This is a genomic window from Mesorhizobium sp. M7A.F.Ca.US.011.01.1.1, from assembly GCF_003998295.1.
Lineage (GTDB): Bacteria > Pseudomonadota > Alphaproteobacteria > Rhizobiales > Rhizobiaceae > Mesorhizobium.
Genome location: NZ_RZRT01000004.1, coordinates 183,276 through 198,879 on the forward strand (window position 1 = coordinate 183,276; position 15,604 = coordinate 198,879).

Annotated in this window: 9 protein-coding genes; 6 read left to right on the plus strand and 3 right to left on the minus strand. The window is 63.9% G+C overall.

Annotation, left to right across the window (positions count from 1 at the left end; genetic code table 11):
• Nucleotides 1-86: 86 nt before the first annotated feature.
• The 6 genes from EOA13_RS07745 (at nt 87) to EOA13_RS07780 (ending at nt 10,275) form a co-directional block, all read left to right on the plus strand.
• The gene (locus tag EOA13_RS07745) at nt 87-1,340 is read left to right on the plus strand and encodes a sarcosine oxidase subunit beta family protein (RefSeq protein WP_127270293.1); all 1,254 of its coding nucleotides are present in this window, start codon (nt 87-89) and stop codon (nt 1,338-1,340) included.
• 17 nt (nt 1,341-1,357) lie between these two features.
• Nucleotides 1,358-1,633: a sarcosine oxidase subunit delta family protein gene (locus EOA13_RS07750; protein ID WP_127291052.1), complete on the plus strand. Its 276-nt coding sequence runs from the start codon at nt 1,358-1,360 to the stop codon at nt 1,631-1,633.
• Between the two features lie 241 nt (nt 1,634-1,874).
• Nucleotides 1,875-4,856, plus strand: coding sequence for a sarcosine oxidase subunit alpha (locus EOA13_RS07760; protein WP_127291056.1), 2,982 nt, complete (start codon nt 1,875-1,877; stop codon nt 4,854-4,856).
• Nucleotides 4,849-5,475 (plus strand): sarcosine oxidase subunit gamma family protein, encoded by a 627-nt coding sequence (locus EOA13_RS07765; protein WP_127291058.1) that lies wholly within the window; start codon nt 4,849-4,851, stop codon nt 5,473-5,475. The genes EOA13_RS07760 and EOA13_RS07765 overlap by 8 nt, the downstream gene beginning before the upstream one ends.
• A gap of 330 nt (nt 5,476-5,805) precedes the next feature.
• Nucleotides 5,806-8,175 carry an aminomethyltransferase family protein gene (locus tag EOA13_RS07775; RefSeq protein ID WP_127291060.1) on the plus strand — a complete coding sequence of 790 codons (2,370 nt, stop codon included), beginning with the start codon at nt 5,806-5,808 and terminating at the stop codon, nt 8,173-8,175.
• Between the two features lie 390 nt (nt 8,176-8,565).
• A complete protein-coding gene (locus EOA13_RS07780; RefSeq protein WP_127291062.1) occupies nt 8,566-10,275 on the plus strand; it encodes an APC family permease in 1,710 nt (569 codons plus the stop codon).
• Nucleotides 10,276-10,343: 68 nt separating this feature from the next.
• On the opposite strand, the gene EOA13_RS07785 is transcribed toward EOA13_RS07780, so the two are convergent.
• The 3 genes from EOA13_RS07785 to EOA13_RS07795 form a co-directional block, all read right to left on the minus strand.
• Entirely contained in the window at nt 10,344-13,490 is a 3,147-nt protein-coding gene (locus EOA13_RS07785; RefSeq protein ID WP_127291064.1) for an efflux RND transporter permease subunit, read from the minus strand.
• A gap of 199 nt (nt 13,491-13,689) precedes the next feature.
• Complete coding sequence (locus tag EOA13_RS07790; RefSeq protein ID WP_127291066.1) at nt 13,690-14,841, minus strand: efflux RND transporter periplasmic adaptor subunit; 1,152 nt, start codon at nt 14,839-14,841, stop codon at nt 13,690-13,692.
• A gap of 55 nt (nt 14,842-14,896) precedes the next feature.
• Complete coding sequence (locus tag EOA13_RS07795; protein WP_127291068.1) at nt 14,897-15,502, minus strand: TetR family transcriptional regulator; 606 nt, start codon at nt 15,500-15,502, stop codon at nt 14,897-14,899.
• Nucleotides 15,503-15,604 lie beyond the last annotated feature (102 nt).

Here is a 15,604-nt window from a genome sequence, read left to right on the forward strand (position 1 = left end):
TCGGACCGAAAAGTGCGTAGCGGTTTTCGGATGAATCCGATGCGTCGGAAGACCCAGCGTGACGCGAGCGACCTCGGAATGAACTGATGAAATATTCGATCTTCTCGCTCGCCCGTGCTGCCCTCTCCGGCCACAAGAACTGGCAACGCACCTGGCGCGACGCCACGCCGAAGGATCGCTACGACGTGGTGATCATCGGCGGCGGCGGCCATGGCCTTGCCACCGCCTGGTTCCTGGCCAGCGAGTACGGCATCAAGAATGTCGCCGTACTCGAAAAGGGCTGGATCGGCTCCGGCAATGCCGGCCGCAACACCACCATCATCCGCTCCAATTACGGCCTGCCCGGCAATACCGGCTTCTACGAATTGTCGATGAAGCTGTGGGAGCGGATGGAGCAGGACCTCAACTACAATGCAATGGTCAGCCAGCGCGGCGTCATCAACCTCTACCACTCCGACGCACAGCGCGATGCTTATGCGCGGCGCGGCAACACCATGCGCATCAACGGCATCGACGCCGAACTGCTCGACCTCGCTGCCGTCAAGAAGATGATACCGTTCCTGAACTTCGACAATGCGCGCTTTCCGGTACAAGGCGGGCTGTTGCAGCGACGCGGCGGCACGGCGCGGCACGATGCCGTGGTCTGGGGCTATGCGCATGCGGCGAGCGAACTCGGCGTCGACATCATCCAGAATTGCGAAGTCACCGGCTTCGTCAGGGACGCCAATGGCAAGGTGACCGGCGTCGAGACATCCCGCGGCAAGATCGGCGCCGGCAAGGTCGGCATGGCTGTTGCCGGAAGTTCATCGCGCGTCGCGGCGATGGCCGGCCTGCGCCTGCCCATCGAAAGCCATGTGCTGCAGGCCTTCGTCTCCGAGGCGATCAAGCCGCTCATCCCCGGCGTCATGACCTTCGGCGCCGGCCATTTCTACGTCAGCCAGTCCGACAAGGGCGGGCTGGTGTTCGGCGGCGACATAGACGGCTACAATTCCTACGCCCAGCGCGGCAACATGCCTGTCATGGAGGACGTCTGCGAGGGCGGTATGGCGCTGATGCCGATGATCGGCCGCGTGCGCCTGCTGCGCCAGTGGGGCGGCATCATGGACATGTCGATGGACGGCTCGCCGATCATCGACAAGACGCCGGTCGACGGGCTCTATCTCAACGCCGGCTGGTGCTATGGCGGCTTCAAGGCGACGCCGGGCTCCGGCTTTGTCTTTGCCCACCTTCTGGCCCGCGATGAATCGCACGAAGAGGCCGCACGGTTCCGCCTCGACCGGTTCCGGACCGGCGCCATGATCGACGAAAAGGGCCAGGGCGCCCAACCGAACCTGCATTGAAGGCGGTTTAGAAGAAAATGCGCATTGTCTGTCCCTTCTGCGGCGAACGCGAACTCGGCGAGTTCACCTATCTCGGCGACGCCAAGCCTGTGCGGCCCGAAGCCGGCGCCTCGGAAGACGAGGTCTTCGACTATGTCTATCTGCGCGACAATGTCGCCGGACAGACCAGCGAACACTGGTACCATGGCGGCGGCTGCCGGGCCTGGCTGAAGGTCACCCGCAACACGCTGACGCACGAGATTTCGGCGGTGGAGGCGGCGGCCGGTGCTGGGGCGAGGCAGGTCGCGAAATGAATTTTCTTGTGCAAGTCAGCGCCGCCCCTCACCTGCCTGCCGGCATCCTCTCCCCGTATAGAGACGGGGAGAGGGACCCTGGCCGCAACCTGGCCGCTATTCCTGCAACGTTGATGATTAGCGAAATCGTGGACGAGAGCGTCCTTCTCCCCGTCTCTATACGGGGAGAAGTGCCCGGCAGGGCGATGAGGGGCAGCGCTACGCTGCCGCATGAGGTCGAAGCGACGAAGGGTCGGCAATCGTGACTTCCAGCCAATCCCACCGTCTCACGTCGGGCGGTCTCATCGACCGCTCGGCGCCACTGAACTTCCGTTTCGACGGCAAGGCTTTCTCCGGCTTCCAGGGCGATACGCTCGCCTCGGCGCTGATCGCCAATGGCGTCAAGCTGGTCGGCCGCTCGTTCAAATACCATCGCCCGCGCGGCATTCTCACCGCCGGTTCGGAAGAACCCAACGCGCTGCTCGAGCTGCGCACCGGCGCACGGCGCGAGCCGAACACCAAGGCGACGACGGCCGAACTCTATGACGGGCTTGAGGCCGCCAGCCAGAACCGCTGGCCGTCGCTGCGCCACGATGTGATGTCGGTGAACCAGCTGTTCGCGCCGATCTTCGTTGCCGGCTTCTACTACAAGACCTTCATGTGGCCGGCGAAATTCTGGGAAGCGATCTACGAGCCGGCGATCCGTCGCGCCGCCGGCCTTGGCCGCGCCGCAGGCGTCGCCGATCCGGACCACTACGACAAGGCATGGGCGCATTGCGATGTGCTGATCGCCGGTTCAGGTCCGGCCGGTCTGGCCGCGGCATTGGCAGCCGGCCGCGCTGGTGCCCGCGTCATCCTGTGCGAAGAGGATTTTGTCCCCGGCGGCCGCCTGCTGTCGGATGGCGGCACGATCGATGGTGTGCCGGCAGCCGAATGGCTGTCGCGGACGCTGGCCGAACTGGGCTCAATGCCCGATGTCCGCATCATGACCCGCACGACATTGTTCGGCGTCTATGACGGCGGCACCTATGGCGCGATCGAGAGGGTCAACGACCACCTGCCCTCGCCGCCTCAGCATCAGGTGCGCCAGCGGCTGTGGCGGATCGTGGCCAAGCGCTGCGTGGTTGCTGCCGGCGCCCTCGAACGGCCGATCGTGTTTGCCGGCAACGACACGCCCGGCGTGATGATGGCCTCTGCCATGCGGACCTATGTCGCACGCTATGCGGCGACGCCGGCCAAGCGCCTCGCGCTGTTCACCAACAATGAGGATGGCTGGCGCACTGTCGAGACGGCACTCGGCGCCGGTCTGCAGATCGCGGCGGTCATCGATGCACGGTCCGAAGTGTCGCCGGCGCATCGTTCGCTGGCCTCCAAGGGCGGCTTCCCGGTGCTGCACGGTTCTGTCAGCGGCGTCGATGGCGGCAAGGATGGCGTCAGGAAAATCGCGGTGTCGCTGACCGGCGGCGCGCGCGCCGAAGTCGAAGCCGACGGGCTCGCCGTCTCGGGCGGCTGGAACCCGGCGGTTGGGCTGACCTCCTATCATCGCGGCCGGCCGAAATGGCGTGACGACATTGCCGCCTTCGTGCCCGACGGCGCGCCTCCCGGCATGGTCGCCGCCGGCGCCGCCAATGGCGATTTCGGGCTTGGCGCCTGCCTGAGCCAGGGATTTGCCGCCGGCGCGGCAGCGGCGCGTGACGCGGGGCACGCTAGTACGGCGGGCGCCGCGCCTGTCGCCGACGACGAGGCATTCTCGCTGACGCCGCTATGGCACGTCGCCGGCAAGGGCAAGGCTTTTGTCGATTACCAGCACGACGTCACCGCCTCCGACATCGAACTGGCGCAACGCGAAGGCTTTGAATCGGTCGAGCACCTGAAGCGCTACACGACGCTCGGCATGGCGACCGACCAGGGCAAGACCTCGAATGTCGCCGGTCTCGCCATCATGGCCGCGGTGAGCGGCCGCTCCATTCCCGAGACCGGCACGACGATCTACCGGCCTCCTTACGTGCCGGTCGCCATCGGCGCCTTCGCCGGCCATCATCGCGACGAGACGTTCCATGCGACGCGGCTGACGCCGTCGCACCACTGGGCCGTGGAACAAAGTGCGATCTTCGTCGACACCGGTCTGTGGAAGCGGGCACAGTGGTACCCCCGCGCGGGCGAGAAGGACTGGCTGGAATCGGTGACCCGCGAGGTCAAGGCGGTGCGCGGTGGCGTCGGCTTCTGCGATGTCTCGACGCTCGGCAAGATCGACGTGCACGGCCCCGATGCCGGCGCCTTCCTGGATCGCGTCTACATCAACACCTTCTCCAGTCTTGCGGTGGGCAAAGCCCGCTACGGGCTGATGCTGCGCGAGGACGGCATCGTCTATGACGATGGCACGACATCCCGGCTGGCCGAGGACCATTACTTCCTGACCACCACCACCGCCAAGGCCGGGCTGGTGATGCAGCATCTCGAATTCTGCCGCCAGGTGCTGTTTTCCGAACTCGATGTGCAACTGACCTCGGCCTCCGACCAATGGGCGCAGTTCTCCATCGCCGGGCCCAAGACTCGTGACCTGCTCCAGGAGATCGTCGACCCGTCGGAAGACCTGTCGAACGAAGGCTTTCCGTTCATGGGCGCCCGCGAGGTGACCCTTCGCGGCGGACTCAAGGCGCGGCTGTTCCGCATCTCGTTCTCCGGCGAAATGGCCTTCGAGATCTCCGTGCCGGCACGCTTCGGCGATGCCATGGCACGCAATCTGATGCTGGCCGGCGCGCCCTTCGGTGTGACGCCCTACGGCACCGAGGCGCTCGGTGTCATGCGCGTTGAAAAGGGTCACGTCGCCGGACCGGAACTGAGCGGCACGACGACAGCCGCCGATCTTGGCCTCGGCAAAATGATGTCGACCAAGAAGGATTTCATCGGCCGCGTGATGGCCGGACGCGAGGCACTGATCGCCCCGGATCGCCAGGTCGTGGTCGGCATCAAGCCGACCGACAAGGGCCGCCGCTTGCGCTCTGGCGCGCACATCATCCCGAAGGGTCAGACGCCCGGCCCCGGCAACGACCAGGGCTATGTCACCTCGGTCTGCTTCTCGCCGACGTTGGATCAGTGGATCGGGCTCGCGCTTGTCGAACGCGGCCGCGAGCGCATCGGCGAGATCGTCCACGCGCATGATCCATTGCGCGGCGAGGACTATGCTGTCGAACTCTGCAATCCCGTCTTCTACGATCCGGATGGAGGGCGCCAGCGTGGCTGAGTTTTCCTGGGCCCCTCGCAGTCCGCTCGAGCATGCGCTTGTCGCCGGCGCGCATGGCGGACGCGGCATCGAGGCTGGCGTTTCGCTGACCGAGGTCCGCAATTTCGGCCTGATCCAGGTGATGGCGCGGCGCGGCCACGCGGCCGAGCTGGCAAAGGCGGCCCAGGCCCGTTTCGGCGCGGCGGCACCGGACATGCCCAAGGCGATCCAAGCTGCGGACGCTACGCTGATCTGGTCCGGTCCGGATCAGTTTTTCGTCCTGTCGAAGGGCGGCAAGCATTCTATGGAAACGCTGGCGCCGGCATTGTCCGGCCTTGCCTCACTGTCGGACCAGTCGCACGCGCGGGTCCTGATCAGCATTTCCGGAATCGAGGCGCGCACCATGCTGGCGAAACTGTCGTCGATCGATCTGCATGCCGCATCGTTCCCGACTGGCGCTGCCGCTGCGACCTCGATGGACCACACCAGCGTCACGCTCTGGCGCGGGAGTGACAGGGCGGATGGGCTGGCGGTGTTTAGTCTTTTGGTGTTTGCGACCTTTGCCGAAAGCCTGTGGGGCACGATGCTTGATGCCGCGGCGGAATATGGCGTCGACGTCAGCCATTCCGAGGAACTTTAGATCTCGGCGCTGCCCCTCATTGCCCTGCCGGGCATTTCTCCCCGTAAACGGGGAGAAAGAGGCTGGCCGCAACGCCGACGCCTTTTGCATCGCTGGTGATTGGCGAAAGTAACGAGGACAGCGTCCTTCTCCCCGTTTACGGGGAGAAGATGGCGGCAGCCAGATGAGGGGCGGCGCTAACGTTCGGAGAGGAAAGCGAACGAGAATTCAGTCCTGAACGATTGCTTACCGAGACCAGCTCGGCCTTGCCAAACGCACGCGCACTGCTATTCTTGCTGCTAAAATAATTTTACACACAGGCAAACTTGTTTCTCGAACCGCAAGGCTGAAATGAGCCAGTCGCCCTACCCCGCAATTGCAGCCGGACCGCCGCGGCCGAGCCTCATCCTGAGGCCCGGTCAGATCGCGCTGCCGTCCGGCATGGAGCGCTATACGATCCAGGGCAACGGCTCGGTGCTGATCGAAGTCGAGGCCGGCGACACAATCAGCGTGCGCAATGTCGAGGGCGGCCAGGCCTGCGAACTTCTGGCCTGGGATAAGACCGGCGCGACCGATCCCGGCATTTTTGGTGAAGCATCGAACAGCAACGCTGCCGGCATCAAGGCGCTGCTTGCCGAGAGCGACGATAGCCTCGCGTCGCTGCGAGGCGGGCTTGCGCGCCGGCAAGTGCAGCTTGACCATGCCAAGGCGGTGCGCGTCTTCGGCGCAGCCACGCCGGCCGGGACCGAGCAGGCCTTCACCGTCGCACGCGACGGCGCGATGCTGATTGCGGCCCCCGGCGGGCCGATGCTGGTCGATGGCCACGACACAGCGACGCCGCTGACCGCCATCGTCCGCCGCGCCACGATCCGTCCGACGGCAAAATCGCGGTTGGCGGACCCGTTGGCCGACCCGATGCTTGACCTGCGCGTTCATTCGGCGACGGCGGAGGCCTATTTCGTCAAGGCGGGCGACTATCTGCAGATCATTGATGTCGACGGGCGCCAATGCACCGACTTCCAGTGCTTTTCGGCCCGCAAGCTGGACAAGGGTTTAGACCACCCGCTCGACGTCACGACCACCCGCACGCTGATGGGTGCGAGCTACCCGATGCCTGGCCTGCATTCGAAATACTACGACCAGGACATGGAGCCGCTGGTCGAGGTGGTGCAGGACACATGCGGCCGGCACGATGCCTTCGCGCTCGCCTGCGCGGCCAAATATTACGACGACATCGGCTATCCCGGCCACACCAACTGCTCTGAGAACTTTAATCGCGCGCTGTTGGACAAAGGCGTCACGCCCCGCGCGGGCTGGATGGCGATCAACTTCTTCTTCAACACGGCGATCGACGCGCATGGCGTCATGGTGTCCGACGAGCCGTGGTCGCGGGCGGGCGACTATGTGTTGCTGCGCGCGCTCACCGACATCGTCTGCGTCTCCTCCGCCTGCCCCGACGACACGACGCCGGCCAATGGCTGGAACCCGACCGACATCCATGTGCGGACCTATTCCGGCCAGCACAAATTCTCGCGAGCGATCGCCAGACGCATGACGCCCGATTCGGAACCGAAAATGACCCGCGAGACAGCTTTTCATTCGAGCTTTGCCAAGCACACCCGCAACTTTCAGGAGTACAGGGGCTATTGGCTGGCCAATTCCTTCGCCAAGGACGGGCCGATCGCCGAATACTGGGCCTGCCGGCAGGACGCGGTGATCATGGACCTGTCGCCGCTGCGCAAGTTCGAGGTCACCGGCCCGGATTCCGAGGCGCTGCTGCAATACACGCTGACGCGCAACGTCAAGAAGTTGGGCGTCGGCCAGGTCGTTTATTCGGCCATGTGCTACGAGTATGGCGGCATGATCGACGACGGCACCCTGCTGCGGCTCGGCAAGGACAATTTCCGCTGGGTCGGCGGTGACGATCTGTCCGGCGAATGGCTGCGCGAGACGGCGACGAAACTCGGCCTCAACGTGCTGGTGCGCTCCTCCACCGACCAGATGCACAATGTCGCCGTGCAGGGTCCGAAGAGCCGCGACATCCTGCGAGAAGTGATCTGGACTTCGCCATTGCAGCCGTCGATCGACGAACTCGAATGGTTCCGCTTCGCCGTCGCCCGCATTGGTGGCGGCAACGGGATTCCGGTCGTCGTCTCGCGCACCGGCTACACCGGCGAGCTCGGCTACGAGATCTGGTGCCATCCGCGCGACGCCGAAAAAGTCTTCGACGCGATCTGGGAGGCCGGCCAGCCGCATGGGCTGAAGCCGATGGGGCTGCAGGCGCTGGACATGGTGCGCATCGAAGCCGGGCTGATCTTTGCCGGCTACGAATTCTCCGACCAGACCGACCCGTTCGAGGCCGGCATCGGCTTCACCGTGCCACTGAAGAGCAAGACCGACGATTTCATCGGCCGCGAGGCGCTGATCCGCCGCAAGGAGCACCCGCAGACGAAGCTGGTCGGCCTCGACATCGACGCCAATGTCGACGTCGGCCATGGCGACTGCGTGCATGTCGGCCGCGCCCAGATCGGCGTGGTCACGTCGGGCATGCGTTCTCCGGTGCTGAACAAGACCATCGCGCTGGCCAGGCTCGATGTCACCCATTCGGCTGTCGGTACCGAGGTCGAGATCGGCAAGCTCGACGGCCATGCCAAGCGGCTGCCGGCGCGCGTCGTCGCCTTCGCCCACTACGATCCGCAAAAGACCAAACCACGCTCCTGACGGCCTTTCTCCCAAGCCAGTGAGGCCGTGCTGGCAGTCTGAGATAGGAATTTTTTCTTGACCTGCTGAGGGCAGCTATGCTACATATTCGTCCATGGTGCTGATTTGCGCCGCGACCCGCCTCCGGCGGGTTTTTCGTTTCCAGACCCCTTGTCCTTTTCCGAACAATCCCGCCCGCGACAGTGTGAAGCCGACATGTTTCGCAAGCGTGATGTGCACGGCGCGACAATTCGCTTGACGTGAAAGCGCGCCGGATCAATCTTCACTGTTAAGAAAAAAATGCGACTGAGTGGAAACACCGGCAGTCGCCCAAGGCATGCGTCGATGATGAAGCCTCGCCAAGCCGCGGCCGTCACGAACGGGGAACATCAAAATGGGGAACAAAGACATATGAGCACGATAACGACTGCCCTGGAGCCACTTGCCGAAGGCAAGCTGCACCGAAATATCGACTGGCGCGGCGCCTTCTGGGTGGCGAGCGGTGTGCCTGCCCTGGTCCTGTTTTCGATCGGCGGCATTGCCGGCACGACCGGCACGCTGGCATTCGCGATCTGGATCTTCTCCATGATCATGGGCTTCCTGCAATCCTTCACCTATGCCGAAATCGCCGGCCTGTTTCCGAACAAGTCGGGCGGCGCGTCGATCTACGGCGCCACCGCCTGGCTGCGCTATTCCAAGTTCATCGCGCCGCTCTCGGTGTGGTGCAACTGGTTCGCCTGGTCGCCGGTGCTGTCGCTCGGCTGCTCGATCGCCGCCGCTTACATTCTCAACGCGCTGGCGCCGGTGCCGCTGTTCACCGATGCCTCGCCGGATGTCGTCGCCTATATCGCGGCGCATGCCGGGACGAGTGCCGCCGACGCCATCACGGCGGTAACCGCGGCGGCGACGCCGGCAATCCGCAACTGGACGCTTTACAGCCACACGCTGGGACCGGTCTCGTTCACGTTCAATGCGACCTTCGTCATCGGCGCGGTGCTGATGCTGATCATCTTCGCCATCCAGCATCGCGGCATCCTGGGCACTGCCAATGTGCAGAAATACATCGGCCTGCTGGTCATCATCCCGATGCTGATCGTCGGCGTCGTGCCGATCGTCACCGGCCAGATCAACTGGGCGAATTTTTCGCCGCTGGTGCCGCTGGCGGCCGCCTATGCGCCCGAACCCGGCGCCTGGAACATTGCCGGCTGGACGCTGGTGCTTGGCGGCATGTTCATCGCCGCCTGGTCGACCTACGGTTTCGAGACCGCCGTCTGCTACACCTCGGAGTTCAAGAACCCGGGCACCGACACGTTCAAGGCGATCTTCTATTCCGGCCTTTTGTGCATGCTGCTGTTCATCCTCGTGCCGTTCACCTTCCAGGGCGTGCTTGGCCTCAACGGCATGCTGGCGACACCGATCGTCGACGGCTCCGGTGTCGCCGACGCGCTGGCAGGCATGGTCGGCGGCGGCGCCCTGATCCACAGCCTCCTGGTGATGCTGATGATCCTGGCGCTGGTTTTGTGCATCATGACGGCGATGGCCGGCTCTTCGCGTACGCTCTACCAAGGCTCGGTCGACGGCTGGCTGCCGCGCTATCTCAGCCACGTCAACGAACATGGCGCGCCGACGCGGGCGATGTGGACCGATCTCTGTTTCAACCTGATCGTGCTGGCCATTGCCTCGGCCGACGCGACGAGCTTCTTCTTCATCCTCGCCGTGTCGAACTGCGGCTATATCATCTTCAACTTCCTCAACCTCAACGCCGGCTGGATCCACCGCATCGACAACGGCCATATCGCCCGGCCCTGGAAGGCGCCGAGCTGGTTGCTTGGGATCGGGGCGATCTTCGCCTATGTCAACGCGATCTTCATGGGCGCCGGCGCCAAGGTGTGGAACCCGATGGCGCTGTGGGCCGGCCTGATCACGGCGGCCCTGATCATCCCGGTGTTCTGCTTCCGCCACTACATCCAGGACAAGGGCAAGTTCCCCGACCACATGCTGGCCGATCTCGGCATGACAGGGGCCGACCTCTCGGTCAAAAAGGCGGGCATACTGCCTTATCTGACGCTGGTCGCCGGCGTGGTGGTGATGCTGCTCGCCAACTGGTTCTTCGTCATCTGACCTCGTAAAAGTGACAAGGATCGGGCGCGCTTCGGTGCGTCCGATCCTTTTCGACTGGCGTGATCGATCTATTCGGCGGCCAGCGCCAGTTGCGGCTTTTCGGCTTCCTGGCTCAGTTCCAGATCGTCCGTCCGTCCCTCCGCGCCGCGCTTCTTCGGCTCCCGGCCGAAGAACAGGGCGTAACCGGCCGGCAGGACCAGGATGGTCAGCACCGTGGCAACCAGGATGCCGCCCATCATGGCGTAGGCGAGCGGACCCCAGAAGACGCCGCGCGAGATCGGGATCAGCGCCAGCACCGCCGTCAGCGCCGTCAGCGTGATCGGCCGGAAACGGCGAACGGCCGAACCGATGATCGCCTCGTAGCGGTCCATGCCCGCGGCGATGTCCTGGTCGATCTGGTCGACCAGGATGATCGAGTTGCGCATGATGATGCCGAGCAGCGCGATGACGCCGAGAATGGCGACGAAGCCGAACGGCGCGCCGCTGATCAAGAGTGCCGCGGCAGCACCGATAATGCCAAGCGGACCGGTCGCCAGCACCAGCATCGCCTTGCCGAAGTTCTGCAGCTGGATCATCAGGAGCACGACGATGACGGCCAGCATGATCGGCGCCTTGGCGGCGATCGAAGCCTGGCTTTCCGCCGAATCCTCCGCACCGCCCTGGATCTCGACCTGGTAGCCGGGCGCCAATCCGTCACGCAGGACCTGCATATCCTTGTACAGTTTGGTGACGACGTCATTGGACTGCACGCCGTCGGGCAGCGTTGCCCGCACACTGATGGTCGGCAGACGGTCGCGGCGCCACTCGATGCCTTGCTCCAGTACCGGCACCACCTTGGCAACCTGCGACAGCGGCACGAAGCCACCGAAGTCGGTCGGGATATAGACCGAGTCGACCGAGGACAGGAGGCTGCGGCTGGCATCCGGCTCGCGGGCGACGATGGACACCGTCTCCTCGCCGTCGCGGAAGTCGTCGAGCGGCGCGCCGGACATCGCCGCCTGCAGCATCTGGCGGATGCGCTGCGAGGTGACGCCGAGTGCGCGGGCACGATCCTGGTCGATGACCAGCTTCATCGCCGGAACCGGCTCCAGCCAGTCATCATGCACGGCGCCAAGCAGCGGATCCTCACGGAACTTCGCCTTCACCTGGTCGGCGATGCGGCGCACCTCCTGGCGATCCGGCCCCATGACGCGCATCTGCACCGGCCAGCCGGTCGGCGGGCCGAGGAACAGACGATCGACTTTGGCGCGGATGGACGGGAAGTCTTGCGCCAGGACGGTGCGCAACTTGACGATCAGCCGTTCGCGGGCCGGTTCGTCATTGGCCATGACGAGCAGCTGGGCGAAGTTGGGGTTGCTCAGTTGCTGGTCGAGCGGCAGGAAGAAGCGTGGCGCGCCTTCGCCGATATAGGTGGCGATGAAACGCTTGTCCTTGTCGTCCATCATCTTGGTTTCGAGCGCCTTGGCCTGCGCCTCGACTTCCTTGATGCTGGTGCCTTCCGGCAGCCAAAGGTCGACAAGGATTTCCGGCCGCGACGATTGCGGGAAGAAGTTCTGCGGAATGAACTGGAAAGCCCACAGGCTGGTGCCGAAGGTGACCAGCGTCATCACCAGGACGATGATGCGATGGCGCACGGCCCAGCTGACGGTAGCACGAAGCCGGCGGTAGAAACGTGTGTCGAAGACATCGTGATGGCTGCCGGCATGCTTGCGCTGCTTGAGGATCATGTTGCCGAGCCATGGCGTGAAATAGACCGCGACGAACCAGGAGACGATCAGCGCGATGCCGACGACATAGAACAGGGTGCGGACATATTCGCCGGCGGTCGAGGCCGCGAAGCCGACCGGAATGAAGCCGGCCGTGGTGATCAGCGTGCCGGTCAGCATCGGGAAGGCGGTCGAGGAATAGGCGAAGCTCGCCGCCTCGACCTTGACCATCCCCTCCTCCAGCTTGCGCTCCATCATCTCGACGACGATCATCGCGTCGTCGACCAGAAGACCGAGCGCGATGATCAGCGCGCCGAGCGAGATGCGCTGCAGGTCGATGCCGAGTTCGTACATGATGGCGAAGGTCGCAGCCAGCACCAGCGGGATGGCGATGGCGATGACCAGGCCGGAACGCCAGCCTATCGACAGGAACGAGACGACGAGCACGATCAGCAGCGCTTCGCCAAGCGCATGCATGAACTCGGCCACCGCATCGGTGACGACGCCCGGCTGGTCGGAGATCTGGTCGACCGCAACGCCGTAGGGCAGCGCCTCTTCGAAGCGCTTGTAGGTGGCCTCGACATCCTTGCCGACGTCGGTAACCTTGAAGCCCTTGGCCATGACAACGCCCAACTGCACGCTGTCGTGACCGTTGAAGCGGTATTTGCGCTGGAACGGATCTTCCAGCCCGGAGCTCACCGTGGCGATGTCGCCCAGCCTTGTGACCTGGCCGCCGGCGCGCAGGCGCAGGTTCCGGATGTCCTCAACCTTGCCGACATCGCCCTCGACGGAGATGCGCACCGAGTTGGTGCCGGTATCGACGGAGCCGGCCGGGTCGACATTGTTCTGTCCCTTGATCGCATTCTGCAGATCGGTCAGCGTCAGGCCGCGTTCGGCCAGGGCCTTGGACGAGACGTCGATATAGAGCTTTTCCGGCTGGTCGCCGATGATGACGGCCTTCTCGACGCCGGGCGTCGTCAAAAGCATGTCGTGCGCCTGGATGGCGAACTTCTTCAGCTCGGGATAGCTGAAGCCATCGCCGCTGATCGAATGCAAGGTGATGAAGGTGTCGCCGAACTCGTCGTTGAAATAGGGGCCGAGCAGACCCTGCGGCAGGTCGCCCTGGATATCGCCGACCTTCTTGCGCACCTGGTAGAAGGCGTCGGTCACCTCGGCGGTGTTGGTGTCGCCCTTGATCTGCACCGTGATGATGGCGCTGCCGGCGCGAGTGAAGGAGCGCACGAAATCGAGATGTGGCGTTTCCTGCAGCTTGCGTTCGATCTTGTTGACGACCTGGTCTTCCATCTCCTTGATCGAGGAGCCCGGCCAGATCGCCTGGACGACCATGATCCGGAAGGTGAAATCGGGATCTTCCTTCTGGCCCATGCGCATCAGGCCGAGCGCGCCGGAAATGATGATCAGGCCGAACAGAAACCGCGCAATGGCGGGATGGCCGATTGCCCAGCGCGACAGGTTGAAGGGCCGCTTCTCTTCCGTGGGATTGGTCATCGACGCTGGTCCATCTATCTAGCGCAACAAAATCGAGGGTTCGTAGTGGCTTCCGGGCGGCAAGGCTCTCCGAGCGGAGAAACGCTCATCGCGGTGGGACGCGAAATCGATGTGGGGGTTACATCAATCGAGCGTCTCGGTCGGACGCCTGCCGCCCGGAAACCAGCGGCTGCGGGAACGCGCAGCCGGTTGTCTGTCGTCAGCGCACCTGCTTGGCGTCGCCGTCTGCCGCGGATGCCGATTGCAGCGCCGTCTCACCGGCGAGCTTCACCTTCAGGTTTTCCGTCATGAATTGCGTGCCGGCGGCGACCACGACATCGCCGGGGTTCAAACCCTCTGCGACACGCACGCCATCGGCGGCGAATTCGGCGACCTTGATCGGACGGGCATGAACGGTGTCGGCGCCACGATCGACGGTCCAGACGATCGATTGGGTGCCTTGCTCGGCCAGTGCGCTCAGCGGAATCGAGACCAGCTGCCGCTCATTGGCCGCCGAGGCTTCGATGCTGGCGGTCATGCCGAGCAGCACACGCGGATCATTGGGCAGGCTGACGCGAACGGCAAAGGTGCGTGACTGCGGATCGGCGCTGCCGGCGACTTCGCGGACCTTGCCATCGAGCGCCAGCGCATCGTCGGACCAGAAACCCGCCTTGACGGCCTTGCCCGGCTTGAATTCGGCGATTTCCATTTCGGGGACGGCGATCAGCACTTCCTTTTCACCGTCGACAGCGACAGTGACAACCGGCGTGCCGGAACCGACCACCTGGCCGACGTCGGCGCTGACCGTGGTGACGATGCCATCCCTGTCGGCCTTGAGATCGGTATAACCGACCTGGTTCTTCGCCTGAGCAAGTGTCGAAAGGGCGGAATCACGCGTGGCGACCGCTTGGTCATAGGTCAAGGTCGCCTGTTCGAGCTGTGATTTCGGGGCAAAATTCTTGGCAAAAAGCTGCTCGGCTCGCTTGCGGGCAAGCTCCACAGTCTCGACCTGCCGCTCGGCGGCATCGAGCGCTGCCTGCGCGCTCTTGACCGAGAGGTCATAGTCAATAGGATCGATGCGGGCGAGCACATCGCCCGAGGCCACATGCTGGCCGATATCGACGAGACGCTCGGTGATCTTGCCATTGACGCGGAACGCCAGAGCGCTCTCGGTGCGGGCCCGCACCGACCCGGAATAGGAGAGCGTGCGGGTGTCATGCACCTTCGCGATCTCGACAACCTTGACCGGGCGGATGATATCCTTGACTTCGGCTTTTTCCTGGCTGCAGCCGGCAAGCCCGAGAGTGGCGGTGACAAGCAGCACCGGGCCTACAGCCGGCAGCCTGCCGATGATTGAACTGAACGAAGACACGCGCGTACTCCCGAAATGGAGATGAATCGTTGAACCGGCGCCCGGCGGGCGGCGGCTACTTCAAAGCCTTGATTGCATAGTCGATGAGGTCGTCAGGCATTGCCCGGTTGGTCTTGGCAAGGCATTGCGCCACCATCTGCGGATGACACAGGATGACGGTCGCGGCGCCGAAACAGCGAGACGCGATCACCGGATCCTGTTTTCTGAACTCACCGGCCTCGATGCCGTCACGAATGATTTCCGCAAACAGGTCGTGAATGCTGTCGACATGCTTGTCGATCACACCCCAATCCCGTTCGAGGGCGACGATGACCATCTCGTGGACCTTCTGGTCGTCGAGCATGACCTCCATCGTCATCTTGTATTGCGCATGCACGTAACGCCGGAGCCGCTCCTCGGCGCTGATCGGCAGGCGCGAAATCTCGTAGGCCATCTTGTAGCTGGCACCGAGCATCCGGCCGCAGACGGCCTGGTGGATTTCGACCTTGGAGGCGAAGAAACGATAGATGTTGGCCGGCGACATGCCGAGCTCACGCGCGATGTCGGCGACATTGGTCTTGCCGTAGCCATAGTGCCGGAACAGGCGCTCGGCGCAATCGAGAATGCGCGTTACATTTTCCTGTCGGGCGGCTTCGGCGACTATGGTGGTGGCTTCGGACATGATCCACTGTCAATTTACGAGTGACGAATTTCGACTTTCGTCACTCGTAAATCGAAAAGAGCGACCTGTCAATGCGGATTCGGTGTACACGTACGAATGGTG